At 34.0% G+C, this 25,350-nt stretch carries 18 protein-coding genes; 10 read left to right on the top strand and 8 right to left on the bottom strand.

Annotated elements, in window-relative coordinates:
* Positions 1-8: 8 nt before the first annotated feature.
* The gene (locus E0Z07_RS05225; RefSeq protein ID WP_025125990.1) at positions 9-359 is read left to right on the top strand and encodes a phage holin family protein; all 351 of its coding nucleotides are present in this window, start codon (positions 9-11) and stop codon (positions 357-359) included.
* A 10-nt stretch (positions 360-369) separates the two neighbouring features.
* Positions 370-621 carry a DUF6327 family protein gene (locus tag E0Z07_RS05230; protein WP_131540370.1) on the top strand — a complete coding sequence of 84 codons (252 nt, stop codon included), beginning with the start codon at positions 370-372 and terminating at the stop codon, positions 619-621.
* Between the two features lie 46 nt (positions 622-667).
* On the opposite strand, the gene E0Z07_RS05235 is transcribed toward E0Z07_RS05230, so the two are convergent.
* The 3 genes from E0Z07_RS05235 to gltX all read right to left on the bottom strand — a co-directional run bounded on the left by E0Z07_RS05235 (position 668) and on the right by gltX (position 3,867).
* Entirely contained in the window at positions 668-1,654 is a 987-nt protein-coding gene (locus E0Z07_RS05235) for an SPFH domain-containing protein (RefSeq protein ID WP_131540371.1), read from the bottom strand.
* A gap of 73 nt (positions 1,655-1,727) precedes the next feature.
* Positions 1,728-2,243, bottom strand: coding sequence for a hypothetical protein (locus E0Z07_RS05240; RefSeq protein WP_131540372.1), 516 nt, complete (start codon positions 2,241-2,243; stop codon positions 1,728-1,730).
* A gap of 109 nt (positions 2,244-2,352) precedes the next feature.
* Entirely contained in the window at positions 2,353-3,867 is a 1,515-nt protein-coding gene (gene gltX / locus E0Z07_RS05245; protein WP_131540373.1) for a glutamate--tRNA ligase, read from the bottom strand.
* A 2,835-nt stretch (positions 3,868-6,702) separates the two neighbouring features.
* Here gltX and ybeY point away from each other — a divergent pair.
* From ybeY to E0Z07_RS05270, 5 genes are all read left to right on the top strand, one after another.
* Entirely contained in the window at positions 6,703-7,122 is a 420-nt protein-coding gene (ybeY, locus tag E0Z07_RS05250) for an rRNA maturation RNase YbeY (protein ID WP_006266022.1), read from the top strand.
* A 42-nt stretch (positions 7,123-7,164) separates the two neighbouring features.
* A complete protein-coding gene (gene mnmG, locus E0Z07_RS05255) occupies positions 7,165-9,042 on the top strand; it encodes a tRNA uridine-5-carboxymethylaminomethyl(34) synthesis enzyme MnmG (RefSeq protein ID WP_131540374.1) in 1,878 nt (625 codons plus the stop codon).
* 888 nt (positions 9,043-9,930) lie between these two features.
* Entirely contained in the window at positions 9,931-10,779 is an 849-nt protein-coding gene (locus E0Z07_RS05260; RefSeq protein WP_131540375.1) for a class I SAM-dependent methyltransferase, read from the top strand.
* 268 nt (positions 10,780-11,047) lie between these two features.
* Positions 11,048-11,638 carry an OmpH family outer membrane protein gene (locus tag E0Z07_RS05265; RefSeq protein WP_006262473.1) on the top strand — a complete coding sequence of 197 codons (591 nt, stop codon included), beginning with the start codon at positions 11,048-11,050 and terminating at the stop codon, positions 11,636-11,638.
* 93 nt (positions 11,639-11,731) lie between these two features.
* The gene (locus tag E0Z07_RS05270; protein WP_131540376.1) at positions 11,732-14,011 is read left to right on the top strand and encodes a helix-turn-helix domain-containing protein; all 2,280 of its coding nucleotides are present in this window, start codon (positions 11,732-11,734) and stop codon (positions 14,009-14,011) included.
* Positions 14,012-14,254: 243 nt separating this feature from the next.
* Here E0Z07_RS05270 and E0Z07_RS05275 read toward each other — a convergent pair whose 3' ends face one another.
* Positions 14,255-15,403 (bottom strand): DNA polymerase III subunit, encoded by a 1,149-nt coding sequence (locus tag E0Z07_RS05275; RefSeq protein ID WP_131540377.1) that lies wholly within the window; start codon positions 15,401-15,403, stop codon positions 14,255-14,257.
* A 522-nt stretch (positions 15,404-15,925) separates the two neighbouring features.
* Here E0Z07_RS05275 and E0Z07_RS05280 point away from each other — a divergent pair.
* From E0Z07_RS05280 to E0Z07_RS05290, 3 genes are read left to right on the top strand one after another with little or no spacing between them, the layout of a single operon-like run.
* Positions 15,926-17,116 carry a phosphoglycerate kinase gene (locus E0Z07_RS05280; RefSeq protein ID WP_131540378.1) on the top strand — a complete coding sequence of 397 codons (1,191 nt, stop codon included), beginning with the start codon at positions 15,926-15,928 and terminating at the stop codon, positions 17,114-17,116.
* 55 nt (positions 17,117-17,171) lie between these two features.
* Complete coding sequence (locus E0Z07_RS05285) at positions 17,172-18,680, top strand: lytic transglycosylase domain-containing protein (protein WP_131540379.1); 1,509 nt, start codon at positions 17,172-17,174, stop codon at positions 18,678-18,680.
* 23 nt (positions 18,681-18,703) lie between these two features.
* Positions 18,704-19,699 (top strand): DUF4837 family protein, encoded by a 996-nt coding sequence (locus E0Z07_RS05290; RefSeq protein WP_233446014.1) that lies wholly within the window; start codon positions 18,704-18,706, stop codon positions 19,697-19,699.
* Between the two features lie 42 nt (positions 19,700-19,741).
* Here the strand turns inward: E0Z07_RS05290 and E0Z07_RS05295 are convergent, their stop codons facing one another.
* The 4 genes from E0Z07_RS05295 to E0Z07_RS05310 all read right to left on the bottom strand — a co-directional run bounded on the left by E0Z07_RS05295 (position 19,742) and on the right by E0Z07_RS05310 (position 25,338).
* Positions 19,742-21,724 (bottom strand): KUP/HAK/KT family potassium transporter, encoded by a 1,983-nt coding sequence (locus E0Z07_RS05295; protein WP_131540380.1) that lies wholly within the window; start codon positions 21,722-21,724, stop codon positions 19,742-19,744.
* Positions 21,725-21,822: 98 nt separating this feature from the next.
* Positions 21,823-22,692 carry a tyrosine-protein phosphatase gene (locus E0Z07_RS05300; RefSeq protein ID WP_131540381.1) on the bottom strand — a complete coding sequence of 290 codons (870 nt, stop codon included), beginning with the start codon at positions 22,690-22,692 and terminating at the stop codon, positions 21,823-21,825.
* A 251-nt stretch (positions 22,693-22,943) separates the two neighbouring features.
* A complete protein-coding gene (gene rnpA / locus E0Z07_RS05305) occupies positions 22,944-23,345 on the bottom strand; it encodes a ribonuclease P protein component (RefSeq protein ID WP_131540382.1) in 402 nt (133 codons plus the stop codon).
* Positions 23,346-23,415: 70 nt separating this feature from the next.
* Positions 23,416-25,338 carry a M1 family metallopeptidase gene (locus E0Z07_RS05310; protein WP_131540383.1) on the bottom strand — a complete coding sequence of 641 codons (1,923 nt, stop codon included), beginning with the start codon at positions 25,336-25,338 and terminating at the stop codon, positions 23,416-23,418.
* Between the last annotated feature and the right edge of the window lie 12 nt (positions 25,339-25,350).

Raw genomic sequence — 25,350 nt, forward strand, 5'->3', positions numbered from 1 at the left:
TATAAGAAATGGCATTTAAAGATATAAAAGAGAATCTAGACGACATTAAGACTAACTCTGAAGAGTTTATTAATACTAGTTTAGATTACTATCGCTTATGGGGGTTTAAGATTACAGCCAAAGCTGGAAGCAAGTTTATGACTTTACTTCTAGTATGTCTGTTTGTTATGATGTCTCTACTTTTCTTATCTTTATTTGCAGCTTATGCTTTAGCAGCTTGTCTTGAGAGTACAGCTCTAGGTTTTTTACTAGTAGCAGCATTCTATATGCTGATAGCTGTATTAGCTTATCTATTTAGAAAACCTCTAGTAGAGAAACCATTTCTTAGAAAGTTATCTGAGATAATATTTAACGATTAAAACTGGTACGATGAGAAAGTCTTATTCTTCTTTTGAAGAAATCAAATATGATCTAGAAGTTCTAAAACTGAAAAAAGATATACACTATCACAAAGTCTTTAGAGCAGTAGATAATATAAAAACAGAATTATCACCTGATAGAGTCGTTAGAAATACATTAGGCTCAGTTACATCTTATGTAAAAGGTTCGAGTAATATCCAAGCGTTTTTAATAACAACTGCTTTAAAATACTTCTTTAAGAATAGATCTAAAAACAAATAGTTTTTTAATAAGAAAGGGCTCCATGTACATGGAGCCCTTTTTGTATTTATTCATCTTCTAAGCCATCTTCATAGCTTGATGAGTAATCATTACATTCTTTAGAAGATAAGTCCTCAGAACGCTTAGAAACACCTTCCACAGTACTCATTTCTTTTATCTTGCTACTAGCTGCAAATGAAGCTACCATATTCGTAAGCATATCGCTCGCTGCTGATGGTGCATTTGGTAATAGGATTAAGTTAGAACGGCTATCAGCCCCTACAGACTGTAACGTATCATAGTGTTGTGTCACCACGATTAGCGCAGAAGCTTCTTGTGAGTTAATACCTACTTTATTTAATACATCCACACTCTCTACCAGTCCTTGTGCGATCTCTCTACGTTGATCAGCGATACCCTGTCCTTGTAAGCGCTTAGATTCAGCCTCAGCCTTTGCTTTCGCTACGATGCGGATTCTACTCGCTTCTGCTTCATATTCAGCAGCTACTTTCTCTCTATCTGCTGCATTAATACGGTTCATCGCATTTTTTACCTGGATATCAGGGTCGATATCCGTGATTAGTGTATTGATGATATCATATCCGTATGTTGTCATCGCTTCGTTTAATTCGCGTTTCACTGCGATAGCGATATTATCTTTTCGCTCGAACACATCATCTAAGATCAGCTTAGGTACTTCTGCACGCACTACGTCGAATACATACGAAGTAATCTGGTCATGAGGATATTCTAGCTTGTAGAACGCATCTTCTACTCTATCTTGGATAACCTTAAACTGAATAGAAACTTTCAGTTTAACGAATACGTTATCTTTCGTTTTAGTCTCGATTAATACATCTAATTGTTGGATACGAAGATTTACCACTCCTGCCTTTCTATCCACAAAAGGTATTTTGATTTGTAATCCAGAATGTCTAATACTATTAAATCTTCCGAATCGTTCAATGATCACAGCTGACTGCTGCTTCACTGTAAAAAAGCCAAGAAGTAACAATATAATTACCGCTCCGACTATAAAGTACATTGGTGTCATAGTGCAATTTTTATGAATTATTCTGTTAAAATAAATATTTATATCCTTATTTAAAAGAATAATTCATTTTTTATTACTTTGTCAGTATAATATTAGCAAAAAGCAGGTTCAATTGACTATCTTCTATATACTCTATTTCTGGAAATAAAGGAATCAGATACTCTTTTACAGCCTTAGCAGGTATCGCTAGTACAAGTACCTTCTCTGACTTTTTTAATAAGATCATAGGTATCTCAGTACCATTCTCTAGCGTAAAACTAAGTTCACCTAGTCTATGATTCCATTTAAAGTTAGTTTTGCCCATTTGACAGCCTTGTACATAGTGATCAAAGTTACCTGTAAAGTCTTTTTGGAGTACTAATACATCTTTATTACAGCTAGGAGTATGAGGATAAGCAGAGCTAAATACTGTCTGTCCTATAAGAGGTTTTACGTCTATCTGCTGAGGTGTCCATTCCCCAATCAAGTGCTTTTGAACAAATTTTATCCATTCGCTCTCCGCGTTAGATCCTCCATTGTCATCACTAGAACATCCATTAAATACTAAACCTGCGAATAGAAATAAAATAATATAACTGACCTTTTTCATAGCATTACGTTTTAATACACACCTAAATTTAGGCATTTATATCCAAAATATCACAGAATATGTAATAATAAAAAAGAGGTCTAAACGATGTTCAGACCTCTTCTATATCTTATTTATTCGCTTCTACAGCGATAGCTAATCTTTCTAAAGTTTCCTCTTTACCGATCATCTCGATGATGTCAAATAAGTCTGGACCCTTCACAGCACCTACTAGACTAAGGCGAAGTGGTTGCATCACTTTGCCCATTCCGATACCTTGCTCATTGATCCAATCCTTCACGATAGACTCTATATTCTTCGCTTCGAATGCCTCAATACCTTTTATTACATCAGACACTTGCGTCATAATATCAGAGGTATCTTCTTTCCAATTCTTTAATGCCTTAGCATCGTATTCTGTTGGCTTTATGAAGAAGAAATCACTCAACTCATAGAAATCAGCTACGAATGTTGCTCTCTCTTTGATTAATCCTACTACTTTCTCCACATAAGCATCTGTCGCCTCGATACCGTTCTCTTTTAAGATTACTTGGTATGCCTTAGCTAAGTCAGCATCGCTTTGTAGTTTCAGATAGTGCTGGTTAAACCATTTATTCTTCTCTGGGTCAAACTTAGCACCTGCCTTGTGTACACGTGTTAAATCGAACTTCTCTACTAGCTCTTCTAATGAGAAAATCTCTTGATCTGTACCGTCATTCCATCCTAGTAAAGCAAGGAAGTTCACCACAGTCTCAGGGTAGAATCCTCTCTCTCTATATCCAGAAGATTTCTCTCCAGATGTAGGATCTTGCCAATCTAATGGGAACACAGGGAATCCTAGTTTATCTCCATCGCGCTTAGATAACTTACCGTTACCTACTGGCTTAAGGATTAGAGGAAGGTGAGCGAACTCAGGAGCTTCCCATCCGAATGCTTTGTATAACAACTCGTGTAGTGGAAGAGAAGGTAACCACTCTTCACCTCTAATCACGTGTGATGTCTCCATAAGATGGTCATCCACGATATTAGCTAAGTGATATGTCGGCATTCCGTCACTTTTATACAACACTTTATCATCTAATAAGCTCGTTTCGAACTTGATATCGCCTCTGATAATATCTTTTAGATGTAAAGTCTCTCCTACAGGAGTCTTAAAGCGGATAACATAAGCCTCACCATTAGCTATCTTAGCATCCACTTCTTCTTTACTTAATTTAAGAGAAGTGCTCAGCTGCTCTCTATTCGTATGATTATATATAAATGTCTTTCCTTCAGCTTCAGCTACTTTTCTTAATTCGTCTAATTCTTCAGCAGTATCAAAAGCGTAGTATGCCCATCCACTTTCGATCAGTTGATCAGCATATTGTTTGTACAATTCCTTGCGTTCACTCTGTCTATATGGTCCGAACTTTTCATTCTTACCGATAGTCTCATCAGGTGAAATCCCTAACCATTCTAAAGCTTCTAATATATAAGCCTCAGCTCCTGGTACAAAACGATTTTGGTCAGTATCCTCTATTCTGATATAGAATACCCCGTTGTGCTTTTTAGCGAATAAATAATTGAATAATGCGGTTCTTACGCCACCAATGTGTAATGGTCCTGTTGGACTTGGTGCAAAACGCACGCGAACTTGCTTAGCCATTTTGTTTTAAATTTTTTACAAAGATAAATACTAAGGTCATTTATCTACTGATATTTAGTATAATATTTTATACAAAGCCGAAATCTATCACATCTCACACCTTATATATAGGAGTACATTATCATCAAGATACACCTATATTATATATATACAAACCAAACTGACCAAGAATGACCTTCTTTGATCATAATGACCTACTATGATTATTTTGATCTTAATTGCTTATATTTAAAACACCTAACTAACAATAAATAAACCTGTTATCTGAATTCAAAATAAATCTGTTCGGATAGTGTTCGGTAATACCCAGTATATACTTGGGATAGAAGGTTTTTTACCGAACCGTACCAAATTTCTACCCGAACAATCTACTAACTAAATACACTACATTTTCATCTAGTAGAAACTAATAATTCAGGAATATTGTTAATCCAAAATAGACAAAATAACACCCTTTTTTAAAGTGAAAAAAAAGCGTTTTTAACCCTCAAAAAACACATCAAAAACTAGGTCAAAATACATCATCAAAATCTCTAAAATAAGGGCAAAAATAACAGTAAAAAAAGCTTGTCTAAAAGTGAAAATAGAGAGAACATTTTCCTCAAAAATTTATCTATTCAGTAAAAAAAATAGAAGTAAAAACAATGTAAAAATCTTAAAAAAGTACTTCATTATATCGTCCCTAATGGATAAAAAAACTCCTCTCCATACCTCAAAAATGAGTATGTAATCTACCCAATCTTACCCCAAATTTCACTAAGTGACTAACCCCAATAATTACCTCGGGACACTTAATTTTGAACTCAAAAATACAATCGAAACTCTGTTTATAACCTCTATTAGGAGTACAAAAGGTGCTAAAACAGAGATAGTAACTAAGTTTACTATATTTTATAATGTATTATAATACAGCTATTTATCTCCATACACTGCATTGTTAATAAGAAACAGTATAACACTGATATTAAACAAACTAAGAACTAACAATTTGTGTTGATAACTGTAAAAAGTTTAAAAAAAGTATTTTTTGTTTATTTCAAAAAAATTACAATACAGCTCATGCACACATATTTGCAAATTTATTTTCTAAAACATATTGTGTGGATATTAAGATCAAAACTATAGGTTGTGAACAGTTTTACACACCCTCATTTATCTAAAAATAACTGTTGATAACGAAAAAGTCTCTTGTTGATAACCAGTCTAAACTATTTATTTTAAATGATTTGTGAATTAACAACCTGTTGATAAGTATTAATAATTGATTTTATAGAATTTATAGAGAAAAGTTATTGTACATATTAACAGACAATACTATACTATTAGTTTATTTTAAATTTTAAAAAAATCTATTTATATATATTATAGTTGTTAATAACGTTGATAAGTGTTTTTGTTTTTCATATTTGGTATTATGTATTGTTGAGTGTGAAATATTGAAATTATAAGGCGTTGTTTTTTAGAGAAGGAATAAGTAAGATGACGGTCAATATTTTTTAAGCCTCTGAGGTTTGCTTATATTTTTTTGATAGAGTAGTTGGCTGTTATACGAAAAATATAGGAAGTTGTTTTTTAAAAAGAGAGGGATTGTTCCTCGTGGAACATTCCGAAACATCGCCTTGTATTTTGCGTATATTTTCTTACAGTGGTAGTGGGGTAAAATATCTAAATTATAAGAGGTTGTTTTTAGTAAAATTTGACTCTGTTTTTGTAACCTTTTTTGGGTAGTTTTTTGGATGTATTATCGCGCGTTTTTTCAATGTGTTTTTTAGGTTAGATTAGAGGAGTTATTTTAGAATTTTTATTCTCTTGTTTTTATTTCGCTGATCATTTTTTTTGACTGAGAAATTTATGAGGTAAGTTGTTTTCTTGTTAATCAAAATCTCTGAAGGTGTAATCTGATTTTATGATCCAGGTGATATTTATGTTTTTTTTCAATAGTGTAAATCTTTGTGTTTTTAGATTTTGTGTTTTTGTTTTTTGAATCTTTATTGATGAGGAGCTAATTGTTCCTCGTGGAACATTTTTAGAGGTTTTTATATTTTTCTTTTTTCAGTGGATTGATTTTAGACAGTACTTATTTTTTCGGTTTAGTGAAGAAAATTTTTGCAAGTTGTATCTTTCTTTTTTTTACTGGATGGGATATATGTTACCAGATTTGAATATTCGAGTTTCAGATTTATTTTCTTGAAAATATAAGTTTGTAGGAAGGATAAATTTTAAGAGAATTAAATTTCTTTGTTTTTAGTCTATTTTTTCAACGCGCTGAGAATCGCGTATATTTTTTTTTCTGGCCATAGGTACGTTTTATCGAAAATATGAGAAGAGCAGATTTTCAACTTTTTTTGTTATTTTTATTTTCCGATGTCTCATATTTTTATTTTAATGTTGAATTGTAAAAAGTGACGCGTTGAGATTGTCATATTTTCTTTTTTGTTTCACGTGAAAAAAAATAGAGTAGTGGTAGTGTGTTGTTTTTGTATCACTAGATTTTTTTCTAATTGTTATCGATCTAAGTAGGAGTTTGGTTTTCTATTTGCGTAACTTTGGAACTTGCTTAGACAGTATATTATTTATTTGCTTTTGTTTTATATAAAACATCGCTTTATAATTTCAATATATTATTCTCATCAAGTGTTAGTATTAAATATCAAAAGCTAAGCGCGTTGTTTTGGATTAGCTGAGGCTTTTTGAGTCCGGTTTTAGCTATAAGAGGCTAACGAATTAACTATCTGTGTATTTAGTTTGTAAATTTGATATTTTAAGGGCTTTTTAAGTCTATTTTTTATTTTTCCGTGTACCTTTGCAACAATTATTTTTTAATAGAGAAAAAGAATGATATTTTTTAACTATGAAACTGATTTTCAATTAGTTGATGAGACTAAATATGAAGATTGGATAGAGGAGATAGTGACTTCAGAAGGATTGATCCCTGGAGATATCAGTTATATATTTTGTGATGATGCTTACTTACATGAGATTAATGTTAAGTATTTAGATCATGATACATTGACAGATATTATCAGTTTTGATTATTGTGAAGGAAAGATTGTCTCTGGTGACATCTTTTTGTCTATAGAAAGAGTACGCGATAATGCTAAGGACTTTAATGTTGATTTTGACGTTGAGTTACTGAGAGTTATGTCTCATGGTGTCTTACATTATTGTGGTTATAAGGATAAATCTCCAGAGGATGAACGCTTAATGCGTAGTAAAGAAGAAGAGAAAATGGCTATGTTCCACGTGGAACAATAGTATTTTTTCGAGTATTTTAATTTTAATGTTTCACGTGGAACAATGAGTATATTCGCTGATAAATATGATGTAATAGTAGTAGGTGGTGGGCACGCTGGTTCGGAGGCTGCTGCTGCTGCTGCAAATATGGGTTCTAAAACTTTATTGATTACAATGAGTTTGCAGAACATCGCTCAGATGTCTTGTAATCCTGCAATGGGAGGTATCGCAAAAGGGCAAATCGTAAGAGAGATAGATGCATTAGGAGGGTATTCTGGTATCGTGTCAGATAAGACTGCGATCCAGTTTAAGATGCTTAATAAGTCTAAAGGACCAGCTATGTGGTCTCCTAGAGTACAGTCTGACCGTATGCGTTTTTCTGAGACTTGGAGGCTTATGTTAGAGGGGACACCTAACCTTGATTTTTATCAGGATATGGTAAAATCTTTGATTATTAAGAATCATAAGATCGAAGGTGTAGTAACTAATCTTGGGTTAGAAATAAAAGCTAAGACAGTTATTTTAACGAATGGTACATTCTTAAATGGGCTTATCCACATCGGAGAAAAACAGTTCGGTGGTGGTAGAGCAGGTGAGGGTGCTGCTTACGGTATAACAGAAGATCTTGTGAAAGCTGGTTTTACTTCTGGAAGAATGAAGACAGGTACACCTCCTAGGGTAGATGGTCGATCATTAGATTATAGTAAGATGGAAGTGCAAGGGGGAGATATTAACCCTTCTAAGTTCTCGTACTTAGATGTGACACAACCATTAGTTCAACAAAGAGACTGTTACATGACGTATACTTCTCCTGAAGTACACGATTTATTAAGAGAAGGATTTGATCGTTCTCCGATGTTTACGGGTAGAATTAAGAGTATAGGACCTCGTTATTGTCCGTCGATAGAAGATAAGATTAACCGCTTTGCAGATAAAGATAGACACCAAATATTCGTAGAGCCTGAGGGGTGGAATACTTGTGAGATCTATGTAAATGGATTCTCTACTTCACTACCAGAGGAGGTACAATTTAAGGCTCTTCGTTCGGTAGCTGGGTTTGAGAATGCTAAGATATTTAGACCTGGATATGCTATCGAATACGATTATTTTCCACCTACACAGTTAAAGCATACGCTTGAAACTAAGCTTGTAGAAGGACTATATTTCGCTGGGCAAATCAACGGTACTACAGGTTATGAAGAGGCAGCTGCGCAAGGGCTAATGGCTGGTATGAATGCTGCTTTAAAAGTAAGAGAAGATGGGGAGTTAATCCTTAGAAGAGACGAAGCATATATAGGTGTTTTAATAGATGATCTAATCACTAAGGGGACAGAAGAGCCTTATAGAATGTTTACATCTCGTGCTGAATACCGTACCTTATTACGTCAAGATAATGCTGACTTTAGATTAACACCGAAGTCTTATGAGCTAGGTTTAGCGTCTGAAGAACGTATGAGAAGAATGGAGCATAAGCAGACTGAAGCAGAAAACTTCGTTCAATTCTTTAAAGAAACAAGTGTAAAAACAGAGGAGGCTAATCCTATTTTAGAAGAGAAAGGATCGTCTCTAATGAGTCAACCTGATAAGATGTTTAAGGTATTCTCTCGTCCACAAATCGAGCTAGAAGATATCCTTAAATTCGAAAAGGTAAAGACGTATATAGAGGAACATGATCTTGATCAGGAGATCATAGAGCAAGCAGAAATCCAAGTAAAATACTCTGGGTATATAGAGAAAGAAAAGAATAATGCTGACAAACTTAATAGGCTGGAGGATGTAAGAATCCCTGCTAATTTTGATTATGATAAGATAGTATCTCTATCATTTGAGTCACGTGAGAAGCTTAAAAATATTAAGCCTATTACGATATCCCAAGCTTCTCGTATCAGTGGTGTAACACCTACAGATATCTCTATCTTGTTAATCCATATGGGAAGATAAGTAGCTTTAAAAGCTTTGAATAAATACAAAAGGTTGGTATGTTCCACGTGGAACATACCAACCTTTTTTTATGGATGTAGCTGTATAGAATAATATAGAAGTAGTGTAGCAGGTACATACATTAAGGCATAGAGTAGGTAGAGATATAGTGTATGATCTGTAAAGTTCAGAGTACTTATTTTGGGGTTATTATTAGCAGTTATAGATGTAGTATGCGCTCTATAATTATTGTGTTTTGTATTGTAAGGGATCGTCTAATACTCTTGTGATTTAACTTTAATAGTGGTGTTGAGTAGATGCTATTTGATGCTTTAGTTTTTTCTTTCTTTTAAATAAGGGGATTAGTTTAGACCTTAATACTATATTAGAAAGTGGTCTTATGTAGATGTTTATTTACTTTCATAGTGATCATATAATTTTACTACATAGTACTAATTGGAGTAGATAAAATAAAGTAGATTATTCGTAAGAGTTTATATTTATGTATAATCATCTTGGTTGTCTTATATCATTTTTTATATTGAGAGTAGGGGATAATATTAGGCAATAATTTTATGTGTTATTAGTCTATCTAACTTGACTATTTTTAAGTATCAAAATGAAGTTTAATGAAACTAAGGAAAGAAACTATCTAGTTCTTTATTTTATATTTTTAGTTAGAGTAATTGTTTAGGATGATTGATTTAGTTTATTGCTTTTTGTTTTTTAAGTGAATTGCTTAGGGTAGTTATTTGAAGTTAAATAATAACTTGAAGTATTCTTTTTTGGTTTTGGTTCGATCTTTTTTTATTTTAAAATTCCATTTAATTAGGTCATTATTTTTTTGTGGTTTTGGAATCAAACCTGATGTATGTTGTTTATATTTGTGTGGCTTTTAAAACTTCATTGATGGAAATTAATGCAACTATTAAATATTTAGAGGTAGAAGATCATTCTGTTTCTAAAGAGAAATTTGAACTTTATTTAGATGAGAAGTTTCAGTTATTAAAAACTGAACCAGTTCCTGATTTGGATAAATTAGATAGTTATTACGAAAGCCCTGAATACATTTCTCATACAGATAGTAAAAAGACTTTCTTCGATAAAGTATATCAAACTATCAAATCAAAAGCAATCCAGAATAAGTACAAAATACTTGAAGATATTAAAAGTGATCAAGGCCTACTTTTAGACATAGGATGTGGGACAGGGGAGTTTCTATTAGAAGGTAAAAATAGAGGTTGGTCTGTTTTAGGTTTTGAACCAAATAGTGGAGCGAGACAATTAAGCTTAAGTAAAGGAATCAACCTAGTGGATTCTCTAGATGATATAGATGATCATTCTGTAGATGTTATTACGATGTGGCATGTGTTAGAACATGTACCTGATCTAGATGCACAGATAAAAACTCTTCAACGTATATTAAAAAAAGAAGGCACACTGATCATAGCTGTACCTAATTATAATTCTTACGATGCTAAGTATTATGGTCAATATTGGGCAGCTTATGATGTACCTCGTCACCTTTGGCACTTTTCTCAGAAGTCAATACCATTACTTTTTAAGCCTTACCAATTCGAATTAGTAGAAACGTACCCAATGTTGTTTGATAGTTTTTATGTTTCACTTTTATCAGAACAATATAAAACTGGAAAGAAGAATTGGTTTAAAGCTTTTCGTGTCGGATTAAAATCAAATATTGAAGCAAGAACAAATTTAGAGTACTCTTCTCTGATTTATTATTTAAAAAAGAACTAAGCTACTTTTTAATAGGTTAAGAGGTGTCTTTAACTCTTTTGAACTGCTATTTCTTATTTTAAAGCGTTTTAAGCGAGTTTCTATATGGTATCTATGTCTTTATATTCCTTTTTTGAGATAATAGTTCTTTTTATTGTTTAAATAAGACGTTGTGTATTAGTATTATCTATATTATAATGTGTATGTGATAGATTTTTATTATATATTAATTATTTTTATTTAACTGTAAAAAGTTTATTACATTTACAACAGGTTTAAAAAAGCGAAAATGAAAAAAACTATTTTAATGCTAGGTATAGCTGGATTATTATTTTCATGTAATAATAATGCAACTCCTGCTACTGAATTCAAAACTGCTTATGTAGATTCTGCTAAGTTGATGAAGGAGTATGAAGAGATGAAGGATATGGAATCAAAATATAAGATCCAATCTGAAGAAAAAGGAAAAAGCTTAGAAGCTGAAGTTGCTAAGTTCCAACAAGAGGTTCAAAACTTCCAAGCTAATGCTCGTCAAAAAGGTCAAGCATGGGCTGAGCAAACTGCTGCTAACCTTCAAAGAAAAGAGCAAGAATTACAGTTTAAACAACAAACTTTAATGCAAGCTTTACAAAAAGAAAGCGGTGAAGAAATGGAAGCTGTAGTGAAAAAAGTAAAAGAACATATCGCTGAATATGCTAAAAAGAATAACTTAGACTATGTATTCAATACTGAGGATGCGTCTACTGTTATCTATAGCAAAGACGGTAATGATGTTACTGATATCATGATCAAAGAATTAAATGCTAAATATAAAGGTAGTGCTACTCCTGCTAAATTAGAGGAGACAAAACCTGCAGAAAGCAAAGAAGATAAAAAGTAATATCTTTGAATTACTTTAGAGAAAGCTCCTGTTTTAACAGGGGCTTTTTTCGTTTAGTACAGTTTTATTATCGTATTTTGTAAAAAAAAAGGAATGACTAATTTTTCAGAAGAAGCAGAATACGTTTTAAAGTTTATCAATGAGACGAATAGATCTCTTTTTTTGACAGGAAAGGCTGGTACTGGTAAAACTACCTTGTTAAAAGAAATTATTAATACTACACACAAGAATGCGGTAATAGTGGCTCCTACTGGGATAGCGGCTTTAAATGCTGGTGGAGTGACCATACATTCCTTTTTTCATTTGCCTTTTGCTGCTTTCGTTCCTGATACTAAGAATCCTCCTATTTTTACTGATACAATCAAGTTTGAAAATCGCGTATCGCTAAGGCGTCATATGCTGATGAGTAATGCTCGTAGAGCGTTGTTCTTAAACATGGATTTATTGATTATAGACGAGGTCAGTATGTTGCGAGCAGATGTATTAGATGCGATGAACTTTATGCTGCAAACTGTGCGTAAGAGTCAACAGCCTTTTGGTGGTGTACAGGTTCTTTTCATAGGAGATTTACTACAGTTACCTCCTGTTGTGAAGAACCAAGAGTGGGATGTGCTAAAGCGCTATTATGACGGGGTATATTTCTTCCATTCAGAAGTCGTTAGACAGTATCCACCTTTGTACATAGAGTTAGAGAAAGTCTATAGACAGTCAGACCAAGTGTTTATTAACTTGCTTAATAATCTTCGCAATAATCGCGTATCTAGAGAAGATGTGGCACTCTTAAATCAATATACTAATCCTAATTTTAATATAAAAGATAACCCTGGTTATATCACTCTAAGTACACATAATGCTAAGGCGGATAAGATAAATGAGGATGCACTTAGAGGATTGTTTACCAAGGAGTTTAGCTTTATGCCTGAGGTAGTCGGGGATTTCCCAGAAAAGATATATCCTATAGAAGCAAAAATGACGCTTAAAGAAGGTGCTCAGGTTATTTTTATTAAGAATGATATCTCTCCTGAGAAGCGATTCTACAACGGTAAGATGGGTATAGTGAAGACCTTGACAAAGCATGAGATATTCGTAGAGTTTGAAAATAAAGAAGTCATTGAAGTAGAACGATACGAGTGGCAGAATATAAAATATACGGTAGACCCTAATACTAAGGAGATCGTAGAGGAGGTCTTAGGTACCTTTAGTCATTATCCGCTTAAGCTAGCATGGGCTATTACGGTACATAAGAGTCAAGGGCTTACCTTCGATAAAGCTGTTTTAGACGTATCTAAGGTGTTTTTGCCTGGGCAGGCTTATGTAGCCTTATCTAGACTTCGTTCGTTAGATGGATTAGTGTTATTATCACCTATACAGATGAATGGGTTAGTCAATGACGAGGATGTAATGAGCTATGCTGAGAATAAGGCTGGTGCAGAAGAATTAAATCTGCAATTAAAGATAGAAACAAAGAACTTTCTACGAAACTATTTGATACAGACCTATTCTTGGTTTAATCTTAGTACACAGTGGCATACACATCTTTATAGTTATAATGCCGAGGCGGAGAGAAGTAAAAAAAGTGCCTTTATGGGCTGGGCTCAGCGTATGACTAATCACTTAGATGAAATGGTTGTTCACTCAGAGAAATTTGTCAATCAGTTGAGAGCGTTGTTTGAGGAAGAGCTCTTCAGATTTGAGTTTACTAAAGAGCGTGTACTTAAGGCGTATGATTACTTTTTTCCTCGTTTAGATCACATGGTGTTTGAATTATTGTTCACTATAGCACAGGTAAAAACTGCGAAGAAATCAAAGGCGTTCTACGAAGAATTAGTACCGTTAGAAGAGTCATTGCTGAAGACCGTTATTCAGATGAAGAAGGCTTCTATTATGTTACAGTTAATAGAAGAGGATAAGAAGATATGCAAGGAGAATCTGCGCTCACTAGAGATCAGTGAATATAAGATTAACCATTTAGTCAATATCGCTAATCTGATTAGAAGTACTAAACTAGGAGTAGAAGAGGAGGAAGATATAGAAGTATATTCTTCTAGCCCAAAAACGAAGACAAAAGAGAAGAAGAAATCTACCTTCGTTATTACCTTAGAGATGTGGAAAGAGAAGATGAGCATAGAAGATATTGCACTAACTAGAAAGTTGACTACGACTACGATTTATTCTCATATCGGTAAGTTGATTATGGATGGGCATATCACCTTAGAGGAAGTATTGCCAAAAGAACGAATAGAGGAATTAACTGCTTTATTTGAGAAGAGTAAGGGAATGACGTTATCTGAGATTAAAGCGAATGCAGAAGAGGAGTTCTCATGGGAAGAATTAAAACTGTATCAACGTGCAATGGCTCAGAAAGAGGAGTAAGGTCTATATTGAAGTAAGCATACTGTTATTAAAGAAAGAATCAAGTAAGGGGCTTATTTGCTTTTGCTTTGCTAGGGGATTGCTTGCAGTATTCTAGCACATTCCTTCGACAAAACACCTGTTTTGGCTAGGATTCTCCAAGGAAAGTCCTAGGAATCTGCAAGAAAGTGCAAGCTAAAGCAATGTTCTTCCAAATAGAAACAATAAAAAAACGGTCGTATTCATCGAATGCGACCGTTTTTATTACTTCTTATGTATTAACCGTGTTAGCTTTATAGATAGATCTGTAAAGATCATTTTAGCATTACCATTACGTTCTATATGGTAGATAGCATCTCCTAGCTCTTGGTATATTTCATTTATATTTTCTCCGTTGACGAAGGGAGCGAAGTTTTCTAGTTTAAACTTATCTACTGTCGTTTTATAATACACTAGCTCTGGAGTCTGATAGTTTAACAACAGTGCCTGTCTGAATAGTTCTATGCAGAACTCTATAAACTGTTTTTGCTGTTCACGTCCTAGCGCAGCTAGTTCTTCACTCCATTCTATTAACTCTTGAATTACAGCAGCGTTTCCCTTCGCTCTAAAGGCCGCTCGTACCCATTGTACAAACCATTTCTCATAAGGTAAGGCATTGGCTTTATTATGCAGTAAGCTTAGAGCTTTATTATAACTTCCTTGAGATTGATTAGCGATCATGATAGCTTCTTGTGGATCGCATTGTTCGCGTTGTACTAAGGCTTCTTGTATTTCGATGGCGTTAAGCGGAGGAAACTTTAGTACTTGACATCTCGAGAGGATAGTCTGTAGGATATTCTTCTCGTTCTCTGCGATTAGGATAAACACCGTCTTAGCAGGTGGTTCTTCTAATAGCTTTAGCAGTTTATTAGATGCCTCAGTATTTAGTTTATCTGCCATCCAGATAATCATAATCTTATAACCACCTTCGAAGGATTTTAAGGCAAGTTTTTTCAATACTTCACTAGCTTCATCTACACCTATCTGTCCCTGTTTATTCTGAATATCAATGTGGGTGTACCAATCGAAAAGGTTTCCGTAACTATTTGTTTTTAAAAAACCGCGCCATTGTTCTGCGAATAGATCGCTAGTAGCATTCTTTTTTACTGCTTCTGTCGTAGCTACAGGATAGACAAAGTGCAAATCTGGGTGAGCAAGATTGTTGAATTTGATATTACAAGCATCATTTCCTCCTGTGTTTTCATTACCCGTATTTTTGCATAGTAAATACTGTGCATAGGCGATAGCCATCGGTAAAGTACCTGTACCTTCTCCACCAATAAATAACTGTGCATGAGGTACACGACCTGATGCAGCTGACTGTATCAAATGATTTTTTAAAAAGGATTGTCCTATAATATCTGAAAATTGCATAAGGCAAAGATAAATTAATTATCAAGTGTTTAAAATAATCAGATTCATAATTGTACAACTATTTTATTTCTGTTTAGAAATTATTTACCTTCACAAAATAAGGTTAGTTGTAGAACAATATGATGTGATAATATGGCTTATTATCAGGTACTAAATCTGTGAAGTGATAATCAAGCGAATGTATTTTGCGTTTAGTTTTGTGTTAGTAATGTCTATTTTGTTTGATATTTAGAGTTTTTTAGACAAGTTCTAATTCATAACTGTTCTAAAATTAAAAATAGTTTAAATATTTATTTCGGCTTATTATTTTGTATTTCTGTTGATAAATACTATAATATTGAATAATAAATATATGTAAAGTGGAATATGTTTATTAATAACTCTGTTTATTAGTGTATTTATAAAAGAGTAATGAGTGTAATATGTTAAAATTTTCGTTTAACAATATAATAATCAGGTAGTCTGATATCGAAAAAGATTTATATTTGTGTAACTTATCGTAAAATATATAAAAAAGTAAAGATGAAATCTATTGATAGTTTTGATTTTAAAGGTCAAAAGGTGTTAGTTAGAGTTGACTTTAATGTTCCCCTAGATGAGAATTTTAATGTTACAGATACAAATAGAATAGAGGCTGCAAAACCTACTATTGAAAAAATAATAAAAGACGGTGGTGTAGCTATCTTAATGTCTCACTTAGGAAGACCTAAAGGAGAGTGTAATGACAAGTATTCACTACGTCATATCGTTGCAAAAACAGAAGAGATTTTAGGACATAAAGTTACTTTTGTGAGTGACTGTATAGGTAGTACAGTTAAAGAAGCTATCGCAGCTAGTAAAGCTGGAGATATCATCTTATTAGAAAACCTACGTTTCTACGCAGAGGAAGAAAAAGGGGATGAAGGGTTCTCAAAACAGTTAGCGGAGTTAGCTGATTTTTATGTGAATGATGCTTTTGGTACTGCACATAGAGCGCATGCTTCTACTACTATCGTAGCGAAGTACTTTGCTGATAAAAAATGTTTTGGTTATTTATTAGCTAAAGAGATAGAGAGTTTAAACAAGGTATTGAATAGTACTGATAAGCCTGTTACAGCTGTATTAGGAGGTTCTAAAGTATCTTCTAAAATTACGATTATCGAGAATATCTTAGATAAGATAGATCACATGATTATCGGTGGAGGGATGACTTTTACGTTTATTAAAGCTCTAGGAGGTAAGATCGGTAATTCTATCTGTGAAGATGATAAGCTAGAATTAGCTTTAGATATCTTGAAAAAAGCAAAAGAGAAGAATGTACAAGTACATTTACCTGTTGATATTTTAGCTGCTGATGCATTCGCTGCTGATGCAAATGTACAAGTGGTGGCTGCTAATGAAATTCCTGATGGATGGCAAGGTTTAGACGTAGGTCCTAAGACATTAGAAAGCTTAAAGCCTGTGGTAGCTGAGTCAAAAATCATCTTGTGGAATGGTCCATTAGGAGTATTCGAGATGGAGAAATTTGCGAATGGTACGATCGAATTAGGTAACTTCATTGCTGAAGCGACTAAGAATGGTACTTTTTCATTAGTAGGAGGTGGAGACTCTGTAGCTGCTGTAAAACAGTTCGGTCTAGCGCCTAAGATGAGTTATGTTTCTACTGGAGGTGGAGCAATGTTAGAAATGTTAGAAGGACAAGTATTACCTGGAATAAAAGCAATACAAGAATAATAGTAGATCCCTGTGCTTATGTACTAAGCATAGGGATTTTATAATAGATAGCGCGATGAATTACAAAGTATTAACTTTATTAGCATGCGGTCTTTTTTCGTACTCAGTCATGGGACAGAATGAGCCTAGTACGCTTACAGAAGTAACAAAGAAAGAAATGAGCCCAGAGGTGTATCTGGACTCTATTAAAAAGACATTCGTTAATCATGCTAGTAGTGCCTCGATCGAGAAGCGCTGGCTGAGTGAGTTAATGAACCAAGATTTATTTAATGAGCTAGAGAATGAGTTAGCAGATGCAAACTTTGACGAAGGAGATATTCGTTTTGATGAATTACCTACTGAGCTTTTAAAAGAACGTTTAAAACGATTAAATGAGAAAACACCTTTTAATGTGGAATACAATGAAACATTAGAACGCGTGATCAAGTCATTTTTAAAGAATAGAAAACGTTCTTTTGAGAGGTTATTAGGCTTGTCAGAATACTATTTCCCTATGTTTGAGGAGCAATTAGCAAAACAAAATGTTCCTTTAGAGGTTAAGTATTTATCTATAGTAGAATCTGCACTTAACCCTGTGGCTCGCTCTAGAGTGGGAGCAACTGGTTTATGGCAATTCATGTATCCTACAGGGAGACAATATAATCTAGAGGTAACTTCTTATATAGATGATCGTATCGATCCATTGAAGTCATCTGAGGCAGCTGCTAAGTTTCTTTCAGACTTGTATGGGATGTTCGGTGATTGGGACTTAGTGTTAGCATCTTATAATGCTGGTCCAGGTAATGTGAGTAAGGCTATTCGTCGCTCTAATGGATATACGAACTACTGGAATATTAGACCTAATCTTCCACGTGAAACACAAAACTATTTGCCAGCGTTCTATGCTACTATGTATATTTTTGAATATGCAAAAGAGCATGGTATTACGTCTAAAAAAGCACCTATAAAGGTAGTAGAGACTGATACAATAGCGATAAAGAAGACAATGTCTTTTGATCAAATAGCTAGTCTATTAGATGTGTCTAAAGAAGAAATAGAGTTCTTAAATCCTACTTACAAGTTACAAGTAATTCCTTATGATAGTGGTAAGTTGAATTTCTTAAGACTACCAGTTAAGAAAATTGGTTTAATGGCGTCTAATGAGGAGAAGATGTATGCTTATGTAGACTTCTTAGATTCTAAAAAAGAACAACCTAATTATGCTGTGGTTGCAGAATCTATAGTTGAAAGTTCATCTATTAATCCGCGTTATCACACTATACGCAAAGGGGAGAGTGTAGGTACTATCGCTAGTAAATACGGTATTTCGGTTGCACAATTAAAGAAATTGAATAATCTAAAAGGAAATCTAATCTATCCAGGCAAGAAATTAGTAGTAGGTAAAAAAGCTGTAGCTCAAGCTTCAGGTGGTATTAAAAATAATTTTTATACCGTACAGAGAGGAGATTCTTTATCATCAATAAGTAAGAAATTTGCTGGAGTGACTGTGTCTAAGTTAAAGTCTTTAAATAATATGAAGGACTCAGATGACATTCGTCCAGGTATGAAGTTAAGACTTAATTAGAGTAGAAAATAGGAGAGTATAGTGTGAGGTATGTAGGTTGTTTATTGTTAGTATTATTTGCCCTAGTTGGGTGTAGAGATAGGTCTGCTAAGAATAGATCAGATGATCCTATGGATGTACCTCATCAAATACTTATTGTCATTAATGATAGATTGTGGTACGGTAGTGTAGGAGATAGTATAAGAGAACAGTTAGCTGTACCTATAGAAGGTATTACACCGCCAGAGTCTACTTTTTCTTTGGAGCAGATTTCACCTAATCTATTTTCTTCACGTACAAAGAACAGACGAAATATTATTGTTTTTTCGGATAATTATAATAACAATAGCTTTTTATTCGAGAAGGATAAACATATTGCAGGGCAGATATACTTTACGGTGAGTGGAGATTCTAGGAAGGGGTTAATAAGTGAGTTTAAGAAGAATGCGGACTCTATCGTAAATTCTATCTTGCGTTCTGAGTTTGATGTCGTTGCAAAGCGAATTCTTGAAGGAAAAATTGTTGATATTGACTACTTTCAAGATAAGTTTCAAGTAAGTTTAAATTTGCCAACTACCTATAAGCTGGTTGGAAGTAATTATCACTTTGTATGGTTTAAAAAGAATATTGCTTCAGGTAATAGTAATATTCTGATTTATGATGTACCGATAGATAGAATTGAGAATACAGAGGGAACTATTCTAAGTAACTTATTATCTGTAAAAGATTCGGTAAATGGGAAGTATATACATTCTATAGAAGATAATTCTTATCTAAGACTCAACGAAGGATTTATTCCTAATAATAGAGAGTTTATAAGACAAGGACGAAAGGTCTATGAGTTCACTGGAGAGTGGGATATGCATAATAGCTTTATGAGTGGTCCTTATATGAGTTATGTATTTAGAGATGTATCAGCTAATAGATACTTGTTTATAGAAGGGTTAGTATATAATCCTGCAATGGGAAAGAGAGGTATCTTAATGGAAGTAGAATCAATTGTTAACTCTTTAAAATTTAATGAGAGTGAAACAAATTAAATAAATTAAAAAGGCGTTCACTACTGAACGCCTTTTTATGTATTAATACCTTCTATGTAAAGGTAATTCGTCTATTGGATTAATCACCATTGGAAATCGCTCAACGGTTACAGCACTACTGTCTAGACCAAAGGCCTTTTCTTCTGACAGGGCTAGTTTTTTAAGCCATTCGTATAATGTCAAAATAATTGTTTCATGAGCTGGTAACTCATTGTCATAAGACAATTCTTTTTCTATCAATACATACTCAAAGTCTGTATAGATATTATTTTTCTGTAGAGAGGTGTATTTACTAATAACATCTACTTCACCTGTTTCAGTCAGTTCTTTGAGTACTTGTTTCATTAATACACTGATTTTTTGATCATTTCTAAAACCTAGATAAAAGTCAACACGGATAATATTATCAGCACCCATCTTCTGAATTTTGTATTCTAAGTTATAAGGTTGATCACTCACATTTACATGTATAAACCAATAGTTATCTGCTCTTTTAGGTCTTCGTTGTGTGATAGAGTAGAGTACTTTATACTCTATTTTAGAACATGTATTGGAGTTGGTTAAATAGATTAAATTAGAAGCAAATTTAGGAATGCTTGTATCTCCACTGATATCTAGTAGGATGTCTTTGTATTGTTCTATATTGACAAACTCTGTGTAGTTCTTTCTTATCTTTTTAGCTAGGTAATTTATAATCATCGTACCAGCTAGTAAAGATGCTATGATAACCGTAACATAACCACCGTGAGTAAACTTCTGAACGTTAGCAATAAAGAATGAAACTTCTAAGCTCAGGTATATTAGTTCAACTAAGACAATTACAATGATATGCACACGTTTTAAGTACATATAGTAGCCTAGTAAGATCGTAGTCATGATCATACACAACGTAATCGCTAGTCCATACGCAGCCTCCATATTTCCTGACTCTTCAAAGTGCAAGACTACGAATACACAGCCTAAGAATAGTAACCAGTTGATAGAAGGTATATATAGTTGACCTTTTATATTGGTCGGGAACTTTACTTTTACTTTTGGCCATAAGTTAAGTCTTATCGCTTCATTGATGAGTGTAAATGATCCACTTATTAAGGCTTGTGATGCAATTACTGCCGCTAATGTAGCAATAGCGATACCAAAAGGTAGGAACCATTCTGGCATAACTAAAAAGAAGGGATTAGCAGGGTTTTGATTGTCTGTTGATAGTTCTAGTAGTGTCTGGTTAGAAAAGTTGATTAAATAAGCTCCTTGTCCAAAATAACACAATACTAGCATCGCTTTTACAAATGCCCAAGTGATGCGTATATTCTTTATCCCACAGTGTCCTAGATCACTATACAGTGCTTCTGCTCCTGTAGTACATAGAAAGACAAACCCCAGTACAAAATACCCTTCTGAGTGTATAGAAAGTAAATGAACTGCATAGTAAGGATTTAAAGCCTTAAGTACTGTAAGGTTATCCACTAAGTGAAATAGACCAATCATTCCTATCATTAAGAACCACAAGGTCATCATAGGGCCAAAGAATTTACCAATAGCTTTGGTACCAAATTGTTGGATGACAAAGAGAATAAAGATAATTCCTATGACTATCGGAATAGTCTGTAGTTTAGGTTCATATATTCTAAGTCCTTCTATAGCAGAGGATATAGAAATAGGAGGGGTGATGATACCATCGGCTAATAATGCGCTACCTCCAATAATAGCAGGAATGATTAACCAACGTTTCTTCAACCTCTTAACTAAAGTATAGAGTGAGAATATACCTCCTTCACCATTATTATCTGCTTTTAGAGTTAGAAAAACATATTTAATGGTCGTCTGTAAGGTTAAAGTCCAAAAAACGCATGAAATAGCTCCTAAGACAATATCCTCTCGGATAACCTCTTTTCCTATGATGGCTTTCATTACATAAAGTGGGGATGTACCAATGTCTCCATAGATAATACCTAAGGTCACTAGTAGTGTCCCTAAGGTTATTTTATTCAATTGAGAACTGTGGCCATGTGATGACTGTGCTTGCATAAAAGTGTCGGATTTAAACTTGTAATTTGTAACGATATGGTTACTAATAAGCTAATAGTCAGAATAGGAATATATACCACTCCATGGCTAGTCTTAGTTTAGTAAAGATATTTTGCTTTTAACAAAGCGATATCCACTTCTAATATTTCTGTCAAGTACTGTTCTACAGAAGTATAATATTTTTCTATAGTATTCAATGCCTTATCTAAGAATTGTTCTTGTACTGTGAATAGGGTTAGAAGTGTTTCTGCTTGTTGTATTTCTAGATTAAATTGTTGTTGTATCTTTTGTATATTGAGATTGACATATTGATTAGTCAATAGATAATCTTCTATCACTGTATGCTGATTCACGCCTAGAGCAGATAGGAGTAGAGCAGCAGCTAAGCCTGTTCTATCTTTACCCGCTGTACAGTTAAACATTAATGGAGCCTCTGAACACTCTACCTCTCTAAAGAAAGCTTTGTATTGACTTTGATTGTCGAGTACTAGTTGTTCATTGATATCCACTAAAAACTTAGTCGCTAGGTCTACATCACCTTCTTGCACGATCTGCATTACCTGATTCTTACTAAGATTACCAGGTGTGATGGGCAGAAGTACTTCATTAACTACCGTTTTAGGCAAGAGTGTTTTCTGCTCTTCACTTTCTTCTTTACTTCTAAAGTCTACTATTGTAGTCAATGGAAGTGAGCTAAGGTAGTCTAGGTCTAGGTTAGTTAAGTTACTCAATTGTCCTGAGCGGAATAAGCATCCCCATCTAACCGTTTTATTGTCTTCTGTTTGATATCCGCCTAGGTCTCTGAAGTTAGACTGACCTTGTAAAGGAATGTGGCGCAATCTGTTATTAGCTACTTCAAGACCTTTGTGTGTAGTATTAAGGTCTAGAGTGCTTTTGTTAGATGTAGAGATGTGTTTTACATCACTATCGGTTTTAATTAAACAATTTCCTTTTTCTAAATTTTGCATAGAGCTATCACTATTTTAAATCCTGAATTATCTCAGGAATATTTATAACAATGCTTTTCTGAACTCTTACACGTAAGTAGCATTAGATGCTATGTATTGTAAAAATGATCAACTCAATCAAGAATAAATAATACTTTTAGATAATGAAAAGATATTTATTTATTAGTATTTAATGATTAATAATCAGAAAACTATTAAGTTAAATGTATTTTTGATATAGTGCAAATATAAGGGGTAAAAAAGATAAATTATTAAGGAGTATCTTCTTTTTTTTCTGTTGTAGCGTCTATGAATTTTTCGAAAAGCTTAATCATCTTCTCGTTTACATCTTTGAATGTTAATCTATCTTTAGATTGATAGAATAGCATCATAGCATAAGGCTTATCTATATTTTCTAGAAGTAAGTGTTTATTTAGCCTATATGCTTCACGTAATAATCTTTTAAAATAGTTTCTATCTACCGCCTTTTTAAAATGGCGTTTAGATACAGACACCCCTACTTTTAGAGGGAGGTCTTCTTGATTAGCTATCTGCACATATACCATTCTCAAAGGGTATTTACTCACAGTTTTACCTGTTGTAAATAACTCTTCGATTACAGTTTTGCTTTTTAGCTTTTCCTTTTTAGGATAATTGTATTTTTTTTGTTCCATATAGATTGCAAAGGTAGCAAAGGAATATGAAATATTTATAAATAAAATAGGCCGCTACTGCGGCCTATTTCTATTTTGTATAGATACTATTTTCTTGATTTACATCAGCCATAAACTGGCTTGGGTCGATCACTATTTTCTTAATAGTACCTTTTGGCTTGTTGATTGTGAATTTATACTCTGGTTGAGCCCATCCCCATCCATCTAATACTGTTCTTTCGTATTGTACAAATTGGTTAGGTTTTATCCAGTGCATTGAAGTATAAGGGATATAGAACGTTTCTATAGAACCATCTTCGTATTCTACTAAGATATCTAGTGGCATCCCCATTCTTCCCATTCTTCCTAAAGTAACTAAAGTTTGGTTTTTCTGTACCTCTTCTACGAATAGGATAGAGTAGTCTATCGTGTTGTTCGTCTGTGTCCAGTCGATTAAATATTGGTCTAATACAGCACCAGATACTTTCTCTGCTACACGCTTGAAGTCATTAGGAGTAGGGTGAGTGAACTTGTATTCATTATAGTACGTTCTCAGTGTAGTCATCATATTATCCCACCCGATTAAGTAAGCTAACTGAGTTAAGAAGATAGACCCTCTGCTGTATGCAGATGTAGAATATGCTCTATTCGTAAGATAATGATCTGCATGTGTACTTAATGGCTCTTGCATCCCCTTAGACACTAAGCTGTAGTAGCTCTTATAAGTAGATCCGAACGGGTTCACATCTTCTTGTTGGTCTTTAGGTAAGATCTTTAGCATCGCTAGGTCAGAGATAAATGAAGTAAACCCTTCATCCATCCATTCGTGTTTTGTCTCATTAGTAGCTAATGCATGTTGGAACCAACTGTGTGCTAACTCATGAGCAGTCACACCTGCTAAGCTAGGGAATGATCTCTCTCCTGTGATTAAGGTACACATAGAGTATTCCATACCTCCATCACCACCTTGTATTACAGAGTATTGGTTATAAGGGTAAGGACCTACATTCTCATTGAAGAATTTCATTAACTCTGCTGTTACAGGCTGTAGTTTTTTCCAGTTATCTATAATAGCAGGATTGTTTTTATATAAGAAGTGAAGTTTCACTCCATCAGGTCCATCATACGTATCGTGTATGAAGTTAGGGTCTGCTGCCCATGTAAAGTCTAGTACATTCTCAGCCTTAAAGTGCCATGTAAGCTCTTTACCTTTCTTGATAGAGTTATCATCGATACCAGCATCTTGGTATCCATATCCCACCTCATTATTATTTATGATATTACCTGTACCACCTAAGATATAGTTTTTATCTAATGTAATTTTTACGTCGAAATCACCCCATACACTGTGGAACTCTCTACCTAGATACTGCTCAGCATGCCATCCTTCGAAGTCGTATTCAGCGATCTTAGGGAACCATTGAGACATAGACAGTGCTACACCCTCTTTAGAGTTTCTACCAGCTCTACGGATCATCACAGGAGCTTGTCCATCGAAGTTCATTGTGAATACAGTAGATGACTTAGGAGCAATAGGTTTTTTTAGAGTCACCTCTAGTACAGTACCTACTTCTTTCGTCTCTAAAGCCTCACCATCTTGCATCATTTTAGATACCTTTAAGTATCCTATTTCATTGTCTTTTAGCTTTGTGATTCTACTTTCAAATACTTTTCTACCTCTCACTGTTTTAGTATCTACCATACGAGAGTCAGGATCAGCGATATTTGATAGTAGCGCATCCATATCACTATTTGGTTGGAATGCGTTGTAGTAAAGGTGGAAGTATACTGCCTTTAAAGTATCAGGTGAATTGTTCGTATAAGTTAACTTTTGAGTACCCGAATATTGGTACTTTTTCACGTCCATCTTCACGTCCATTTTATAGTCAACATGTTGTTGCCAATAACCTGGATTAGGGTTGTTTTGAGCGATTACATCTATTAAGGCAATAGAGCAAATAGCTAGAGTTAGTAATATTTTTTTCATAATGTGTTTGAAATCAAAACTCCACATATATTATGCATA

Source organism: Myroides odoratimimus (assembly GCF_004337635.1).
Taxonomy (GTDB): Bacteria; Bacteroidota; Bacteroidia; order Flavobacteriales; family Flavobacteriaceae; genus Flavobacterium; species Flavobacterium odoratimimum.

Coding starts and splice junctions, on each gene's coding strand:
- E0Z07_RS05225 (WP_025125990.1), top strand. CDS start 9: ATGGCATTTAAAGATATAAAAGAGAATCTAGACGACATTAAGACTAAC.
- E0Z07_RS05230 (WP_131540370.1), top strand. CDS start 370: ATGAGAAAGTCTTATTCTTCTTTTGAAGAAATCAAATATGATCTAGAA.
- E0Z07_RS05235 (WP_131540371.1), bottom strand. CDS start 1,654: ATGACACCAATGTACTTTATAGTCGGAGCGGTAATTATATTGTTACTT.
- E0Z07_RS05240 (WP_131540372.1), bottom strand. CDS start 2,243: ATGAAAAAGGTCAGTTATATTATTTTATTTCTATTCGCAGGTTTAGTA.
- gltX (WP_131540373.1), bottom strand. CDS start 3,867: ATGGCTAAGCAAGTTCGCGTGCGTTTTGCACCAAGTCCAACAGGACCA.
- ybeY (WP_006266022.1), top strand. CDS start 6,703: ATGATATTTTTTAACTATGAAACTGATTTTCAATTAGTTGATGAGACT.
- mnmG (WP_131540374.1), top strand. CDS start 7,165: ATGAGTATATTCGCTGATAAATATGATGTAATAGTAGTAGGTGGTGGG.
- E0Z07_RS05260 (WP_131540375.1), top strand. CDS start 9,931: ATGGAAATTAATGCAACTATTAAATATTTAGAGGTAGAAGATCATTCT.
- E0Z07_RS05265 (WP_006262473.1), top strand. CDS start 11,048: ATGAAAAAAACTATTTTAATGCTAGGTATAGCTGGATTATTATTTTCA.
- E0Z07_RS05270 (WP_131540376.1), top strand. CDS start 11,732: ATGACTAATTTTTCAGAAGAAGCAGAATACGTTTTAAAGTTTATCAAT.
- E0Z07_RS05275 (WP_131540377.1), bottom strand. CDS start 15,403: ATGCAATTTTCAGATATTATAGGACAATCCTTTTTAAAAAATCATTTG.
- E0Z07_RS05280 (WP_131540378.1), top strand. CDS start 15,926: ATGAAATCTATTGATAGTTTTGATTTTAAAGGTCAAAAGGTGTTAGTT.
- E0Z07_RS05285 (WP_131540379.1), top strand. CDS start 17,172: ATGAATTACAAAGTATTAACTTTATTAGCATGCGGTCTTTTTTCGTAC.
- E0Z07_RS05295 (WP_131540380.1), bottom strand. CDS start 21,724: ATGCAAGCACAGTCATCACATGGCCACAGTTCTCAATTGAATAAAATA.
- E0Z07_RS05300 (WP_131540381.1), bottom strand. CDS start 22,692: ATGCAAAATTTAGAAAAAGGAAATTGTTTAATTAAAACCGATAGTGAT.
- rnpA (WP_131540382.1), bottom strand. CDS start 23,345: ATGGAACAAAAAAAATACAATTATCCTAAAAAGGAAAAGCTAAAAAGC.
- E0Z07_RS05310 (WP_131540383.1), bottom strand. CDS start 25,338: ATGTGGAGTTTTGATTTCAAACACATTATGAAAAAAATATTACTAACT.